The sequence below is a fragment of the Shewanella sp. 5S214 genome (genome assembly GCF_041439795.1).
In the GTDB taxonomy this organism is placed as follows: domain Bacteria; phylum Pseudomonadota; class Gammaproteobacteria; order Enterobacterales; family Shewanellaceae; genus Shewanella; species Shewanella vesiculosa.
Window position 1 is genome coordinate 22,197 of sequence record NZ_JBGOOV010000017.1, and the last position, 16,341, is coordinate 38,537.

At 43.2% G+C, this 16,341-nt stretch carries 12 protein-coding genes; 3 read left to right on the forward strand and 9 right to left on the reverse strand.

Going from position 1 to position 16,341, the window contains the following annotated elements; genetic code table 11:
• Positions 1–22: 22 nt before the first annotated feature.
• Together ACED29_RS12460 and ACED29_RS12465 are read left to right on the forward strand one after the other, a co-directional pair.
• Entirely contained in the window at positions 23–424 is a 402-nt protein-coding gene (locus tag ACED29_RS12460; protein ID WP_124015300.1) for a hypothetical protein, read from the forward strand.
• 267 nt (positions 425–691) lie between these two features.
• Positions 692–1,582 carry a LysR substrate-binding domain-containing protein gene (locus tag ACED29_RS12465; RefSeq protein ID WP_124015301.1) on the forward strand — a complete coding sequence of 297 codons (891 nt, stop codon included), beginning with the start codon at positions 692–694 and terminating at the stop codon, positions 1,580–1,582.
• Positions 1,583–1,756: 174 nt separating this feature from the next.
• Here ACED29_RS12465 and ACED29_RS12470 read toward each other — a convergent pair whose 3' ends face one another.
• Positions 1,757–2,110 carry a hypothetical protein gene (locus ACED29_RS12470; RefSeq protein ID WP_371697783.1) on the reverse strand — a complete coding sequence of 118 codons (354 nt, stop codon included), beginning with the start codon at positions 2,108–2,110 and terminating at the stop codon, positions 1,757–1,759.
• 534 nt (positions 2,111–2,644) lie between these two features.
• On the opposite strand from ACED29_RS12470, the gene ACED29_RS12475 reads away from it, so the two are divergent.
• The gene (locus ACED29_RS12475) at positions 2,645–3,157 is read left to right on the forward strand and encodes a hypothetical protein (RefSeq protein ID WP_371697784.1); all 513 of its coding nucleotides are present in this window, start codon (positions 2,645–2,647) and stop codon (positions 3,155–3,157) included.
• Between the two features lie 202 nt (positions 3,158–3,359).
• Here the strand turns inward: ACED29_RS12475 and ACED29_RS12480 are convergent, their stop codons facing one another.
• From ACED29_RS12480 to rng, 8 genes are all read right to left on the reverse strand, one after another.
• Positions 3,360–4,505, reverse strand: a complete 1,146-nt coding sequence (locus ACED29_RS12480) for an ABC transporter permease (RefSeq protein WP_371697785.1) — start codon at positions 4,503–4,505, stop codon at positions 3,360–3,362.
• On the reverse strand, positions 4,505–5,674 hold the full coding sequence (locus ACED29_RS12485; RefSeq protein WP_124015305.1) for an ABC transporter permease: 1,170 nt from the start codon (positions 5,672–5,674) through the stop codon (positions 4,505–4,507). Before ACED29_RS12485 ends, ACED29_RS12480 begins: the two co-directional genes overlap by 1 nt.
• Before the next feature lie 12 nt (positions 5,675–5,686).
• Entirely contained in the window at positions 5,687–6,676 is a 990-nt protein-coding gene (locus ACED29_RS12490) for an HlyD family secretion protein (RefSeq protein WP_371697786.1), read from the reverse strand.
• Entirely contained in the window at positions 6,666–8,099 is a 1,434-nt protein-coding gene (locus tag ACED29_RS12495) for a TolC family protein (protein ID WP_371697787.1), read from the reverse strand. Before ACED29_RS12495 ends, ACED29_RS12490 begins: the two co-directional genes overlap by 11 nt.
• Positions 8,100–8,298: 199 nt before the next feature.
• Positions 8,299–9,747 carry a metalloprotease TldD gene (gene tldD, locus ACED29_RS12500; RefSeq protein WP_124015307.1) on the reverse strand — a complete coding sequence of 483 codons (1,449 nt, stop codon included), beginning with the start codon at positions 9,745–9,747 and terminating at the stop codon, positions 8,299–8,301.
• 66 nt (positions 9,748–9,813) lie between these two features.
• Complete coding sequence (locus tag ACED29_RS12505; protein WP_182696892.1) at positions 9,814–10,644, reverse strand: carbon-nitrogen hydrolase family protein; 831 nt, start codon at positions 10,642–10,644, stop codon at positions 9,814–9,816.
• Positions 10,568–14,848, reverse strand: coding sequence for a YhdP family protein (locus ACED29_RS12510; protein WP_371697788.1), 4,281 nt, complete (start codon positions 14,846–14,848; stop codon positions 10,568–10,570). Before ACED29_RS12510 ends, ACED29_RS12505 begins: the two co-directional genes overlap by 77 nt.
• Positions 14,848–16,338 carry a ribonuclease G gene (rng, locus tag ACED29_RS12515; RefSeq protein WP_124015310.1) on the reverse strand — a complete coding sequence of 497 codons (1,491 nt, stop codon included), beginning with the start codon at positions 16,336–16,338 and terminating at the stop codon, positions 14,848–14,850. The genes ACED29_RS12510 and rng overlap by 1 nt, the downstream gene beginning before the upstream one ends.
• Positions 16,339–16,341 lie beyond the last annotated feature (3 nt).

The window sequence follows — 16,341 nt, forward strand, 5'->3', positions numbered from 1 at the left end:
CGACGCATACTAAGGAATAATAATGCGCAAACTTTTTATACTTTCTACTTTAACCGCAGGCGTGCTTCTTAGCGCTTGTGCCGCTAAACCCCCTATCGTTGCACAAAACAAAACTGTGGTAGTGAATGACCAAACCATCATTTTTGGTGGCATATACGACAAAGAAAAAAACAAGCTACAGTTAATCGCTAATGGTGACACGATCATGCAAGGTCGATTCCCACCAATGACCCCAACCCAGCATCTTAACGCTAAGTTCAAAGGCATGGCCGTTAAAGGTGATTGCTATTTCGGTTCGGTATTAGGCGATCAAGGCGGTAGCTTTGGCGTGGTAGCGAGTATTATCCAATCTGCAAAATCAAGCACCGCTGATAAGTGCGATATCTTTATTGATGGCACTAAGCTAGAAACATTGTACTTCTAATCGAGTAGCAGCCATAAGCCCTAGCCCTGCTTACCTCCTGATGACCAAAGTGCTAAAAACATTGCACTGAGATGGTGCAATGTTTATTCGTTTAAGCACTAAAGCAACTCAAAATATAAATACCACATGTGTTAGTACTTTGTTTAAATAAGACTTTAAAGCATGGTCTGATCTTTGCTTTCACAATAATGATAATAAAAATGCACTACTACTTAGTCGACACTGTTACTCCATTAAATGACTTAATTAGTCCTTGCTGAGAATTAAATGCTTCCTTTACACACCTCAATGCGTGGCCTACGTTGCTTTTGCGTCGCAGCTGAATGCTTAAGTTTTAAAGAGACGGCAAAAAAGCTGTACCTCACACCATCTGCCGTTAGCCACCAAATTAAGCAATTGGAAGAAACCCTCAATCTAAGCTTGTTTATCCGTCAAACCCGCTCGGTTGCCTTAACTGAAGTTGGTGCACGGTTTTACCAAGCGATCGAGCCAGTGATGCAGCAACTGGTCAACACTGTCAGTGAATTTAATCAATCAGACAGAATGCTCGAAGTCAGTATTTCAATGCCTGAGTTTTTCGCTAGCGAGCTGTTTATGCCTAAACTTATTGGCTGGTCATCCAAATACCCCAATATCAACCTTAAACTCGAAACGATTAAATCGCGCAGTGATGTGATAAAACACACTGATGTATCGATTATGCTCTCGGGTAAGCAGCAGCCTAGCGACAATGTATATGACCTATTTCCAATAACGTATATGCCAGCATGTAATGCACAGCTCCACTCTGAGCTATCATCACAAGGCTTTAAAGCGTTAACCAAGGTGCCGTTGATATTACATAAAGCCCGACCCTACGCATGGCATCAATGGGCTGACAATATCGGCTTTGAGCAATTCAAACCAAAACAAATTATTCAATTAGACAGTATGTTCAGTGTCGCGCGAGCAGCAGAGCAAGGGCTTGGTGTAGCATTAATACCCCTGCCTATCAGCCAAGCGTGGTTTGATAACAAAATCCTGATTCCATTATTCCCCCAGCCACTTTATAGTCATGACCGCTATTATCTCACCCGCCATTCCAATGAACAGCAGCGCCCAGAAGTGCAATTGCTAATAGACTGGATCCTTAAAAGCTTTCACGATGAAAGCCGTTAGGAGTCAAAAGTTGAAGGGCTTAGGATATCTGGCTAAGATTGAGATAAAAGCAGTTTACACATGAGCCATGAAAATGATTAAAAATCGTGGTGCAGCTAAAATAACGGCTTGTCATAGGTTGAATTAAGCAATCCTAGCGATTAAAACTCGCAGTAATGTGACCTTTTTGTATACCTATTTACACACAACTTGCGCATCACTGGCGATATAAATCACAACACGCTTATGAAGTTCGTTATTGGTAACGTAACCACAACTACCGTGATACACCGCTAAATCTTTAGCGTCGATTCTATAGGTATAGACCCCATCTCGTTGTTGCATTAGAGCATAATGAAGCGTATTACTCGTGCCTTGTTCAATTGAGCCAAAATCCAAATGAGTACTGGGTAAATCAATTTCAGCCTGAGTGATCTCGGCTCCCGAATTATTTACTATTGTGATACTCGGTAAAATATAAAAACTCGAGTAATAGAGCACAACCAAAAAAACAGTTACCGAAAATACAATTTTATACAAAAGTTTCATTATGTTTCCGCTGATAAAATACCGCTGTATGCAGTGGCTAAATATAGTGAAGAGGCAGCGAACATCGTCTGTCTCGCTCTTCTTGTCTTTCTTTTGTATGGCAAAGTCTAGCAATTTTTTGGCGGTCAATATCATGCTTGATATTTAAAATATGGTCAGCGTAAAAAGAAAGCGAGAGGAGCAACATGTCTAGTTTGATAATCTAAGATTCACTCAAAAAAAGCAAACCTCAGCATAAATGACTCTTTTTGCCAACAACTTAACTGTGGCACCAAGTCATAAACAAAAGTACAGGTCACCGATCCGCAATATCTACTGAGTGATGTTAAATAAAGCATCGCAACAATCAATCAAGATAAACACGATAAAATACCTAAGTCGCTCACCATCACTGCACTAAGCTTGATTAACTTGTCGATATAAGTGAATTTTTTTAATCTATTAATGCGTTTTTTATCGTTTGTCGGCTTTAGTCCTTTTGACTAAAGTTCATCTGTAGCGCGGCGCTACGTAAACGTTTAAGGGAGCGACATCATGAAAAAAAGCATAGTTAACGGCCTAATGAGTGCCACATTAATACTGACAGCAACGACAAGTGTTATGGCTGACGAACAAGGCCATCACATCAATAGCAATGCCTACAAAATGGTATTAATTGAAGATGTACCAGGTGTTAACGCATTGCAATCTGGTGATGTTCAGCAAGGGCTCACAGCAACATTGTCTGCAAGTAAATACACAGTGGATGACTATTCTCGCAATGTGAACTTATGTGCAGGTTACGTACAATTATCTGACATGGAAAATGCCGAAAAAGCCTGTGATGCTGCAGTGAAAAGTGCCCGTACTCAAGTCGCAATTGCATCAATGGTAGAACGTGCTTATGCCTACAATAATCGCGGCATAATGAAGTTAATCAATAATGACAAATTAGGTGCATTAGCTGATTTTAAATATGCGGCCAAAGTGGATAACAGCAGTATTTATCAGCATAACGTTGAACGTTTACAAGCATCATTAACCAGCGCACAAGACGGAATGATGTAATTGGACCCAGACCAAAAAACCATCACGGTTCAATGCAATCAGCCAAATAGTTTTTTGTTAGTACATCTTGCTGAATGTGCAGTAATAGACAGGTCAATCAATACGATACCTGTCTATTTTTGTCAGCAGAATTGATTGACCGAACGTGAGACTGCTACAGCCTTTTTGTCGTTTACACTCGATACTAAGTTTACACACGATACTATGATGGAGTTTTAACATCTTGCTGTTTACGTGCAATGGCCACTATTGCCATAGTGACAAAAACGGCGAATAGGCCCCATAATTGCAGCCATTTAGGCAACACGGCCGACCAACCTGCCCCTAATTGATTTAACTCGAGCATCCCCATAATCGCTGGCACAGCAGGAATAACTTGCGATGCCACTACCAATGGCTGTGGAATTAACGCAATTGGCCACACAAATCCTGACACAAATAAAATTGGCATAGAGACCAATAAATACAGTTGGGTGGGTAATTCACGCCGGCGGAACAAACTGCTGAGATAAATACCTAACGAACCCGTAGCCAATAAAAAGGGCAACATAAATAAGCCTACTTCAATCACAGAGGCAACCACGCTGACTTTATACAAATAAAAACAAGCACCTAAGTAGAAACTGCTGAATAGTGCATAAATCATCATAAACACACTAAGTCTTGCAAGCACTAAGGTCACCGGCCGGACTTGCTGCCAGTAGCCCTGTTTACCCCATTGGCCTGCGCCCAAAATACCTGTGCCAATTAATAAGGTTTGATGCAAAATTAATAAAAATAAACCCGGTACCACATAGGGGGTATAACCCAAACTGGGGTTAAAAGCCGGCACCGAATTAATATGGATAGAATTAACAGCTTGCTGCGCTAACTCTGGGTTTTGTCCACGGGCGAGCAAACCTATCATTTGCACGTGTTTACTGGCATCAATACCTGCAGAAACTAAGCCTTCAACAATCGCAGAATAAATTAAAAAGTAACTCGCATCACCGCCGTAACTTAATGTCGCGCCTTTGCCCAATAACAAATTACGCCTAAAATCTGCTGGGATAACCAATAAACCGTGCGCTTTACCAGCATCAATCCAAGCTTGGGCTTGGTCAATACTGTTTACATTAGCGAGTACTTTTATCTTGGCACTGGCATCGGCATGACGTGTCACCAATCGGCTGAGAGATGAATTATCATGATCAACGACCACAATCTGCTGCTCTGTCGGCACCTGATGCAGATACGGTAACGGATAAAGTACTGAGTAAAATAACACGCCACCAAATAAGGTCACGACTATGGCTTTATCAGCCAGTATCGCTTTGCATTCTGCAACCATTAACTGCCAGAAGTTCATCACTTGACTCCCAGACTAATTGACTTGCTCACGGGAACTTGAGGCGGTATTTTCTGAGCATGACGCCCCAACACATAAAGCAAAGGGATTAATAGTAAAAAGCCCCAATATGAACTGATTTGCAGTAACACTTGTGGCAAGTTCACCCCGTAGCTCACCACACTGACATGAGAGTCGATATAGTGACTTGATGGCATAATCAAGCGCCACCATTTAGCCAATAAAGGCATATCATTAACTGGAAAGGTGATCCCCATAAACGCAAACGCAGGAGCAAATAAGGCAGTACAAAAGCTGACCACCCGTGCACTGTCACGCATCAGCATAAAAATAAATAACACGATCAACCACAACGCCATGAGCATGAACATCTGCGCCAATACCAAAAGCCATAACGAACCCGCTATCGGCATCGCCAAATAATGGTATAACCACAGCAGAATAAAGCCACCATGAATAAGCATAATGGGACTGTAGAACAGGATTTTAACCCACACCTTAGCCCAAAAATCTTTGGCTAAATAGTTACGCTCACCCTGCGGGAGCAGCTCCGCATTAACACTATTGACAAAAACCAGCATCGACAGCAACTGCCACAATGCAATCAATATAGGAGGAACCAGAAATCCGACATAGTTATTATTGCGATTAAATAGTGCCGTGGTTTGATTACTAATAGGCGTTAAACTCACATCGACTGTGGCTTTATTGGCTCCTTTGAGCAATAAATTTACTTCACCAATATGCGTTAAGCCCTCAGCAAGGCTGAGTTGTAGTTGGCTAGAGAGTAACTTGCCAACTAATAAAAATTGACTGTTATAGCGAATATCAATCGTGGGTTGTTTGGATGTTAATAGGTCTTTGTTAAGCTGATAAGGCAAAATAACTAAACCATAAACTTCCACTTTACGCATAGCGTCAATCGCTGATGCTTCATTAGCGTATGCGCGAGGAGCAACCACGGCATTTGCCGATAATTGCCGGGTAAGCATACGACTAATTTGGCTATTATCTAAGTCAACCACGGCAACCGGAAGCTGTCTTGGCAAGCCTGCACTGAACAACCACCACAGCGCAAGTACGCCGATGAGCGGAATATAGCTCACCAAGGCGAGTTGCCAAGGCGAATGCCATAACACTGTCCATTCACGCCGAAATAGATGCCTCATCAGCAAGCCTTATTAATGTTCGTTGAGCTTGTCGGCGCGAAATAATACCGACATCCCAACACGTAAATCGGCTATTTTCTGCTTCGGTGTCAGTTCCACCTCGAATGTACGCATATCAAAATCATGGCCACTTTCAGTGGAGCGCCAAGTGGCAAAATTGCCCATCACACTGATGTGCGACACGGTAAATTCAACTTGCTGCTGCAATGCGGGGATATCTAACATCACGCTTTGATCTTGTTTAAATTGCAATAATTGATCTTCTCGCACTTGTAATACAGCCCAAGCATCACTCATATCAATAATGCTCACTACCGGAAAGCCACTCGGTGCTAACTCACCCGCTTGTAACAGTACTTCACTCACCTCAGCTTTTTTAGGTGAACGCATTTGGCTATCAGCTAAAATTGCATTCACCTCGTTAACTGCACCTTCTGCCATACGAGTCTTGCCTGCCGCAGCCGCTTTGGTTTCATCGCGTGCGCCTTCGTCGGTCATTTGATACATGGCATAGGCTGCCTGTTCAGTATATTTAGCGGCCTGCCATTGGGTATAAGCTTCATCGCGCTTTTGCCTTGCGACAACACCTTCATCAAATAGATTTTCAATGCGCTGATATGTTTTTAGACTAAGCTTGGTGGCAGCTTGAGCTTTTAACCATTGCTCTTTAGCGGCTGTGACTTGTTGTTGTCTTGCGCCATTATTCGCTTGTTGCTGCATTGCGGTTGCGGCTTCTAGACCACCTTGAGCCTGCACTAGCTTAGCATCCAATTCAGGACTGCTGATGGCAAACAAAATATCGCCCACATCAACCTGATCGCCTTTACGCACTAAGACCTGCTCTACCCGCCCTGGCACTTTAGAAGAGATGTTGTATTCACGAGCTTCTATTTGCCCTTGTAACACGCTCGGTTGCGGCGTAAAGGCCAGCATGACGCCATAGCCTAACAGTAATATAAGTAACACGAATGCAATGACCGCGATGATCTTGTTAGCCCGCATAAGCAGCCCCCTGAAGTTGAGTTCGGTTAATAAATTCATCGACTTGACCACTAATGGCCATCACTTTGGCATAGGCTTGAATATAGCGATATTTAGCCCCTAATTGCTGAGTTTTAACCGCCGTTAAGCTTAACTCTGCATCGATCCTATCAATTGATGTGGATAAGCCTTGATTGAAAGATAACTCTCGTAAACGTAAATTTTCAGTCGCTAACGCTAACGACGTATTCAGCGCATCGGCTTCTTCTTTAGCTTGCAGCATTTGCCGATAACTTTGATCAATCAGTAAACTTAAATCCTGTTTTGTTTGTGCTTTAGTGTATCGAGCTTGCAATAAAGCACTTTTGGCGGCTTGTACTTTACCACTGCGCCCATCACGGCTTATCAGCGGTATGCTCATACCCACACCTACCATCCAATCAGGTTCCACTTGTGAAAATAAGCTGTCATCTTCATACAAGGTATAGTTACCGTATAAATACACTGTGGGGTAATAACTGCCCTTTTCTAAGTCCACTAAGCCATTGGCTTGAGCTTCTTTAGCCTCAAGCAGTTTTAATGCCGGATGCTGAGTTAACGTCAGCTGGCTAAGTTGTGGCAATGACGGTTGCTGTTCCAGTAAAAACAGCACTGAAATAGGATCGACTGAGGGAATATGCAACATCCGCGCTAAAGCTATTTCGGCCATCTCATATTGACGCTGGCTTTTACCCCTATTGACCTTGGCATTTTCTAACGCGACTTGGGCATTTAAGCGTTCAACTTTGGCGATTTGCCCTTGTTGCTCCAATTTTTGTGCATGGCTGACATGTAACGCTAACGAATCTACCAACTGATTTTGAGTATCAACTAAGGTTTTTGTCACCGACACCGCATAGTAACGATCAACTAACTGCAGAAATAACTCCCGCCGAGCTAGGGCCAACTCTTGTTCAGTTTCAGAAACTTGTGCTGCATGTATCCCTTGCGCAGCAGTAATTTTACCACCAGTGTAAATAGGCCACATGGCTTGCAAACTGGCACGAAATACATCTTGCTCAGTAAAAGGGGTAACAAACAATGAGCTAGGAATACTGGCTAGGGCACCGCCAAGCGCCGGCGGTAAGGTACTGCTATCAAGCGAGGCAAGTGGATTGAGATCATTGAGGTCAAGTTCAATCGGTTTTTCAAGGCGGGTATAACTACCGGCAATATTCAAGGATGGGAAATTCAGTGCATCACCAGCATCTTCTTCGGCTTTGGCGCGGTTAACATGCTGGGTTTTGGCTTGCAGATGATCGCTTACTTGGGTTAATTGCTGCCAAGCATTGCTAAACGTAATGGGCTCAGCGAAAACACTAAGATGAACAAAAAAAACACTCGAACACAACACCAAGCTCAATCGCCTCTGGCTATGTGGACTACTATGACGCTTTGCAACCATAAACACCTCTAGAGTTAATACTCTAATCCCTTGATGAAGTATAACTTAAAACAGTTATTTTCACAGCCACATAGATTATTAACCTGACTATACATATCCTTAAATAAACAAGACTATCAAAATAAGCCTTAAATATACAACGGCTTACCAAGTCATAACACTCAGTAAGCCGGCTACTTACGCCTAAATAGGCTAACGTTTAAGCTGTACCGCCAACCGTTAGACGATCAATTTTCAATGTTGGTTGCCCCACGCCGACAGGTACGCTTTGTCCGTCTTTACCGCACACGCCTACGCCTTTATCTAGAGCTAAGTCATTACCAACCATGGAAATTAATCCCATGGCTTCAGGGCCATTACCAATTAAGGTTGCACCTTTAATTGCCTGAGTTACCTCACCGTCTTCAATCAAATAAGCTTCAGAAGCTGAGAACACAAACTTACCTGAAGTGATATCGACTTGACCGCCACCAAAGTTGGGCGCATAGATGCCTTTCTTCACTGACTTGATGATGTCTGCAGGGTCTGATTCACCGGCATTCATATAAGTATTCGTCATTCGTGGCATAGGTAAATGAGCATATGATTCGCGGCGACCATTACCCGTAGGCAATTGTCCCATTAAGCGCGCATTTAACTTATCTTGCATGTAGCCGGTTAAAATACCATTTTCAATCAAAGTGGTTTTTTGAGTTGGTACGCCTTCATCATCGATACTTAATGAACCACGACGATTTTCCAATGTACCATCATCGACTATGGTGACTAATGTCGATGCCACTTGCTGGCCCATTTTACCGCTAAAGGCGCTGCTGCCTTTGCGATTAAAGTCACCTTCTAAGCCATGACCTACCGCTTCGTGCAATAACACACCAGGCCAACCGTTACCTAACACTACGGTCATTTCACCTGCTGGAGCATCAATGGCATTAACATTCACTTGAGCTTGGCGCACTGCTTCACGAGCAAATTCAAAACTCTGTGGTAAGCCAGTTTCATCTGTGGCTAAGAAGGCACTGTAATCGTGACGACCACCACCACCGGCACTACCGCGTTCACGCTTACCGTTGTCTTCTAAAATAACACTACAGTTAAAACGCACTAATGGACGAATATCTGCGGCCAATGTACCGTCACTGGCAGCAATCAATATTTCTTCATGCACGCCAGATAAACTCACCACAACCTGAATAATACGGCTGTCTAAACTACGGATATACGCATCGGCTTGCTTTAACAAGTCGATTTTCTTCACTTCGTCCATAGCCGCAATTGGATCGGCACTGTCATAGAGTTTATGTGCCGCTTGACGCTTAAAGGCTTGTACCTTGTGCTGCTCACCGGCACTGGCAATGCCACGGGCGGCTTTCGCTGCGGCATCAAGAGCGGCTGGAGTAATCTCGTCGGCATAAGCAAAACCGGTTTTTTCACCGCTAATAGCACGTACACCCACACCACGCTCAATGTGGAAACTGCCTTCTTTGACTATGCCATCTTCTAAAACCCAAGACTCATGACGGCTACCTTGGAAATACAGGTCTGAAAAATCGATATTGTGTTGATGAATGGTATTTAAGTAACCTTGCAATCCGTCTAAGGTTAATCCATCTTGCAATAAACTCTGCTCTACTTGGGTTAAAAATGGCATTAAAATTCTCTTTATTAATTGGTAACGCGTACTGCGAATTCAGTGTTAGTCGTGGCTCAGCCAGTATTATTTCAGCTGTGGCTCTCTAAATCGATTATGGCCCATCAGCGGCATTTGTTGACGAATGCGCTGTAATTCCGCTAAATCGACTTTAGCCTGTACCCAGCCACATTCCGTCGCTCGTTCAGCAATAACTCTGCCCCATGGATCAACAATCATACTGTGCCCCCATGTTTCTCGACTGCCTTGATTATGCTGTCCCCATTGGCCTGCGCCCAATAAATAACATTGAGTTTCAATCGCTCTGGCTTGCAATAACACTTGCCAATGCGCTTCCCCAGTCACTTTGGTAAATGCAGAAGGTAGAGCAATATAATCTGCTCCAGCTAAACGTAAAGCCCGAAACATGTCGCCAAAGCGAATATCATAACAAATGGCTAAGCCGACTTTGCCAAACGGAGTATCAATCACACTAATATGATCGCCTGGATGAAAGGTATCACTTTCACGATAGGTTTTGGTGTTATCACTCACCTCAACGTCGAATAAATGCAGTTTATCGTAATGACCTAGGGTGACGCCATGATCATCAAAAAAATAACAACGGCTGAAGACTCGACCATCATCGGCACGCATAGGAATAGTGCCGGCAATAAAATACACTTGATACTTTTTAGCCATCGAAGCTAACGCGTTTTTAAGTTCGCTTTGATGCTGGCTACCTGCATATTCAAGCTGCTGGCTTTCGTGACCACCAAACAATAAACAACACTCAGGTAACACCACTAATTGTGGTTCATTGGCTTCTCGGGGTAAGTCTTTAAGCTGCGAGTCGACAAACGCGAGATTGGCTTGGACATCGCGACTGCTTTGGCATTGTAATAAGCTGATTTGCATCTCTCACTCCTGGTAGCGAAACGACATGAGCCAATGGCTCGCCTGCGTGTTGGCCCCTTGATAAAGCGTCGGTGTACATTTGCGCCTTTATCATTCGAGAAACCTGATTCGTTGGTATTGAGCTAATTGCCCCTGTGGTATTGGGCGGTACATTATATTGCTTATTCTGCTCTGGGGCTTGAGTTTCATTTTCGCCCTTGGTATCACTTTTAAGCTTGGGCGCGATATTAGAATCAACTCCAGTTTTAATCTGAGTTTCAACACTCGACTCATTGGCTTGCGGTAAAATAGCTTGTGGAATTTCAATTTCTTTACTCTTACGCTCAAGCTCTTCAAGTTGTGGATTGTCCATGGTGCCGGTCACTCGAAAACGAATTTCAGAAATGACTTCAATCACGGGCTCTAACACTTTTGTCAGGGCAAATGCCCCTAAACCTAAAGTCCATGCACTGGTACTCAATAACACCACGGTTGGTACACTCGACGCAAGCTGCGGCACAAACCGAATATCATAATTTAAGCTTTGACTGGTGAGATCGGTATAACCGCGTATGCGCATATTGCCCGCAATAGCATCCATTTCTGAATCTGTGGTTTTCACTACACCATCATCAATCGCAAGGTTGCCGTTGAAGCGATTAAAGTATAAGCCTTCACCGAACACATCCGAGAAATCTAATGATAATTTGCGTAATAATGAATCTAAACTAAATAATGAAAATACCCGTGCACCTTTATCGCTTATTTCCGATAAATGGCCTTTACCTAACTCAAATTTTAGCTGGCCGTTAAGTGTATCAAGCATGAAATGATAAGGTGCACCTTGCCATGATAACTGACCATTGAGATCTAATGGCGCATCTTCTAGCCCAGGGTTGATGTTCAATATCGTCGAGAGGTCATCAAACTTATCGGCCTGTAAATTGACCTCAAACGAGGTTTTTTCAGTGCCATTATCAACTGACCATAAGCCATTTGCCTGCAATGTTACCGTTGGCTTAGTCAGTGAAAGAGTCTGGAATTGGTAGCCTTGTTCTACGGGCAATCCTTGCAAGACTAAATGACCGAGCGATAAATTATTTACACTAAAATCATCCACATCTATCGCTAACGTAGGCAGATTTTGTAGCATAACAGTCGGGGATAAATCATCACTTTTTGTTGCACTGGCTGTTGGCAATAAATGCAGTTTGCTTGCGACAACTTTAATGCCTTGATCGCGCCAATTAGCATAAAAATCGATACGGCCATCAAACTGTTGTGACTGAGCATCAAAGCGCCATACATGTTCGGTTGGCTTAGCATCGAAATGCAATTTATCGAATGATTGCCCAAGTACCGTTAATTGGCCAATATTGGCATGAATACCGGCTAATGGTGGAAATGCCGGAGTCGCAAGGTTAGCATCAACCGCAGGTGAAATGGGTTGTTGCAACTCAGTATCAGGCAACTCGGCGACAGTTAAAATACGGTCTCGTATCAAAGAGGTCACGACTTCAGGTTCTGCTGTCGCACTAAAGCGATTAATCAGTGGTAGCCACTGCGCTAAGTCGACTTTAGGCAGATCTACATGTATGTGCCCATACTGCTTATTTAATCTGTCACCCAATCTAAAATGGCGACCTATCATCACATCATAAAAAGCCAGTTGACTGCCATTATCGGCATTAAATCCTCCCCAAAACTCCACATCATTACCCAGTTTAATGCTCAGTGATGATTGTTTGTTATCGCCAATCAGTTCTGCACTGAGCGTTTTCGGTTCCGCTGCCGATTTTTCATAAGGGATAGGTAAATCTAATGATGTTCCAACAAGATCGGAATTTGCAGAAACTTGTAAACTGTAGCCACTAGGATCAAAAATCATAGTTAACTGGCCATTCCAGTCCATGTTTCCGTGATAGGTTTCAGTCAGTGGATTGTCTAAACTGTCAGGTAGGGCATCAAGATCCCAGCGTCCTTTCAGCGCAACATTTAATGCAATATTGTTGTTGCGCTTACCGGTACTCAAGCTAAACGTGAGAGGCTGTTGAAATAATCGAGCCTTAATATTTTTACCTTCAATTACTTGATTAACAAAACTCACTTGCCCTGTCACCCCCTGTAAATCTAAACCGGGAGTATCAATAAACACTGGGTTATTATTAAATGTGACTTGACCTTTAATGAGTTGCTCGCCGCCTTCATATAAGGGAATCGCCAGATCCAATCGAGTATTAATGTGTTGTTGGATTTGCACTACGTCTAACGTAGACCCGACAGAATCATGTAACGGTGAAGCATTAATTACTTTGGTTGCAGCTTGAGCATCAGTATTAATATCTGCTTCAACCTTTAACAACGACGCTTCCCCCAAATGTGGAATAGACACTCGCGCGCCGTCTACCGTAACGTCATCAAGTTTGCCCTGATCAATATGTAAATCCATCATCGCATTTTCAAACAAGGCTGATAAAGTAAGATCGCTCATAGCAGGCCAATCAGGTTGGAACTTAAAATTGCCATTATTAAGAGTAAAAGCGGCTTGAAAGACTCCGCTGCTGTCTTGATAGGGGTAGCCACCTAAATCCCCATGCCAGACTAACTGCGCATCATTCACTTGCCCAGCGACTAAGCCGTCATTAAGGTAGCTAATTAAGTTTGGACTCATCGCCATTAATGGAAAATATCGCCCAAGATGAGCCACATCATTAATGGTCACGTGAGCAGCTAATCCCATATGAGTCTGTTCAGCAAACTCAAGATTAAGGCCCGCTTGCAGAGTAAGATCACTATTACTCAATTCAATATTAGCCACGGTCAAGCGCTGCTGGCCAACATCATATCGGCCCATGACGGCACTGCTATTAAGTATTATTGGCTGACTAAAATTATCGCTAAAATCGAGCTGGTATTTTTGCTCAGGCAAGCTAAATTCAAGTTGATTATTTGCCCAGGTTAATTGGGCATCGAAAGGGCTGATACCTGGTATAGACTCATAGGGCTGCCATTGTAATTGCTGTGCTTCAACTTTAGCGATAAGGGCTTTTTCTGCCTGTTTATACAGCCGAATAGGGCCAATTTTTCCTTGAGGATTAAGCTGCTGCCAACTGCGTACTTGCTGCATGCCTAAACCTGGCACTAACGGCAACATAGGCTTAAGCAAGGTCGGGATAATTTGATTCGCATATCCAAAAAAATCACCATCACCACTGCCAATAGCCAAGGTGAGTAATGGCCAAGTTTGATCATTGGTGGATAAATCTAAATTGTGACTGTCGATTCGCCAACCATCTGGTTGTGGGATCCATTGCAATGAACCTGAATTGATTGCAAACTTTTGCTGGCTGTCCGCATCTTGCCATTGTAACCAGCTAGGTTTAAAAACCAGTATGCCATCTTCAATTTGACGATGCGCGAACGTCATCCATGCATCAAGATTTATGACCCCTTGAAACTCAATATTATCGGCGTCGGTTTGCGCGTTATGTTGTCTAGAGGCCCATTTGCCTAAGTCTAATGAGTCTGCGGCCACGTAAAGTTGACCAGCTATAGTATCCGCTTGATAACCATCACCGCTAAGATCAATACGTAACGTTAACTGTTCTTGCTTTGACTGCTGTGGATCAACATAGATGATGCCTTGTGCTTGGTGACGATTAGTACTGTTTTGCCACAATAAATTATCGATAAAAATCGGCCGATAATCATGCTGCTTACTCACCAGCTGCAGGGAGGCATCGGTTATTGAAAAATGACCTAATTGCTCCAATAACAGGGCATATAACCAGTCAAGAGTGGCTTTATCGCTAGGCTTGGTATTATCGTCAGTAGCAGTTAACTGATCAAGATTGAGCGCCACCTTAAGACCATCAAATACAACGGTTTCAACCTGCGGGCTCAAGGTTAGTAGCGACTGCCAAAAATCGAGTTTGATATGCACATTGTTGCTGACAACTGTAATTGGCAGATTATCCTGTGGCGGTAGGACTAAATTGTTAATGGTCAATGCAGGCCCAAATGCTTGCCATTCAGCACTGAGTTTATCCATCTGCACATGCAGTTGGTACTCACTATCAAGATAATCAATTAACTCAGTACGGACTTCAGGAATATGAGGCAATAAACCACGAATAAGGCTCACCGCCAATGCAAAAAGCACCAGTGTAATAGCCAAAATCTGCCAAAATATTCTGTTGATCGTTCCCGTACGAGTTGTCGACACTACATCATCACCACATCATATTTACTTTGAATGTATAACGGTTCATTTTGCAAACGAATACGTTTACCAATGTAGACTTCTAATTCTGCCAACAAATGTGATTCATCGCCGCTAAAACTCATGTACACAGCCGGTGAGCAATACAATAAAAATTCATCGGCTTTATAAGCTCGATCTAATCGAATAATTTCGCGAAAAATCTCATATGACACAGTTTCAATCGTTTTCATGGTGCCAGTGCCTTTACAAGATGGACACTCACCGCATACCACATGCTCTAAACTTTCGCGGGTACGTTTACGGGTCATTTCAACTAAACCCAAGCCAGAAAACCCACTCACGCTGGTTTTGACTCTATCTAACGCCAAGGCCGCATTTAAACTTTCTAACACCCGTGCTTGGTGTTCTTTACTTAGCATATCAATAAAATCGATAATGATAATCCCACCCAAATTACGTAATCGCAGCTGTCTTGCAATCGCTTGAGTGGCTTCAAGGTTAGTATTAAATATGGTTTCTTCTAAATTACGATGACCTACAAATGCACCGGTATTAATGTCGACTGTGGTCATAGCTTCGGTTTGATCAATAATTAAATATCCACCCGATTTGAGTTCAACTTTGCGACCTAAAGCGCGTTGAACTTCATTTTCAACATCATACAATTCAAAAATAGGCGCGGGGCCGGCATAATGCTCAATTTTGTTAGCAATCTCAGGCATAAACTCTTGCACAAACTGTTGAAGTTCAGCATATGTACGGCGTGAGTCAACTTGAATATGATCAAGCTCTGTTCCCACAAAGTCACGAATAATCCGTACCGGTAACGCTAAGTCTTGATAGAGTAATATCACCCCTTTGCGCTTGCGACGTTCGCTGACTTTGGCCCACACTCGGCGCAAAAATGCTGCATCTTGAGCCAGCTCATCTTCACCAATATTTTCAGCGGCTGTGCGAATAATAAAACCGCCATCATCATCAACATAAGGAAGGGTAATATTTTTGAGGCGTTGGCGCTCTTCTTCCAGTTCAATGCGTTGCGATACGCCAACATGGCTAGAACCAGGCATAAAAACTAAATAGCGGGAAGGTAAAGTAATGTCGGTAGTGAGGCGGGCGCCTTTAGTGCCAAGCGGGTCTTTGACCACTTGCACCATAATGTCTTGGCCCTGACGAACAAGCTCGGCAATATCGCGCACCACAAAGTTACCTTTTTCAACATCGGCAACACATTCAGTATGCGGAACAATATCGGAAGCATGTAAAAAGGCGGCTTTGTCTAAGCCAATATCAACAAATGCGGCTTGCATGCCTGGAAGTACACGGCTGATTTTACCTTTATAGATATTGCCGACCAAACCTCGCTTCATGCGACGTTCAATATGCACTTCTTGTAAAACACCATGCTCGACTAATGCTACACGCGCTTCTGTTGGCGTGACATTAATGAGTAATTCTGTGCCTTTTTTACGTTGAGTTTTTATGTTCATAGG

Bases quoted from the DNA above. Each gene is read 5' to 3' on its own strand.
- tldD (WP_124015307.1), bottom strand. From the start codon at position 9,747: ATGCCATTTTTAACCCAAGTAGAGCAGAGTTTATTGCAAGATGGATTA.
- ACED29_RS12505 (WP_182696892.1), bottom strand. From the start codon at position 10,644: ATGCAAATCAGCTTATTACAATGCCAAAGCAGTCGCGATGTCCAAGCC.
- rng (WP_124015310.1), bottom strand. From the start codon at position 16,338: ATGAACATAAAAACTCAACGTAAAAAAGGCACAGAATTACTCATTAAT.
- ACED29_RS12485 (WP_124015305.1), bottom strand. From the start codon at position 5,674: ATGAGGCATCTATTTCGGCGTGAATGGACAGTGTTATGGCATTCGCCT.
- ACED29_RS12470 (WP_371697783.1), bottom strand. From the start codon at position 2,110: ATGAAACTTTTGTATAAAATTGTATTTTCGGTAACTGTTTTTTTGGTT.
- ACED29_RS12480 (WP_371697785.1), bottom strand. From the start codon at position 4,505: ATGAACTTCTGGCAGTTAATGGTTGCAGAATGCAAAGCGATACTGGCT.
- ACED29_RS12475 (WP_371697784.1), top strand. From the start codon at position 2,645: ATGAAAAAAAGCATAGTTAACGGCCTAATGAGTGCCACATTAATACTG.
- ACED29_RS12460 (WP_124015300.1), top strand. From the start codon at position 23: ATGCGCAAACTTTTTATACTTTCTACTTTAACCGCAGGCGTGCTTCTT.
- ACED29_RS12495 (WP_371697787.1), bottom strand. From the start codon at position 8,099: ATGGTTGCAAAGCGTCATAGTAGTCCACATAGCCAGAGGCGATTGAGC.
- ACED29_RS12465 (WP_124015301.1), top strand. From the start codon at position 692: ATGCTTCCTTTACACACCTCAATGCGTGGCCTACGTTGCTTTTGCGTC.
- ACED29_RS12490 (WP_371697786.1), bottom strand. From the start codon at position 6,676: ATGCGGGCTAACAAGATCATCGCGGTCATTGCATTCGTGTTACTTATA.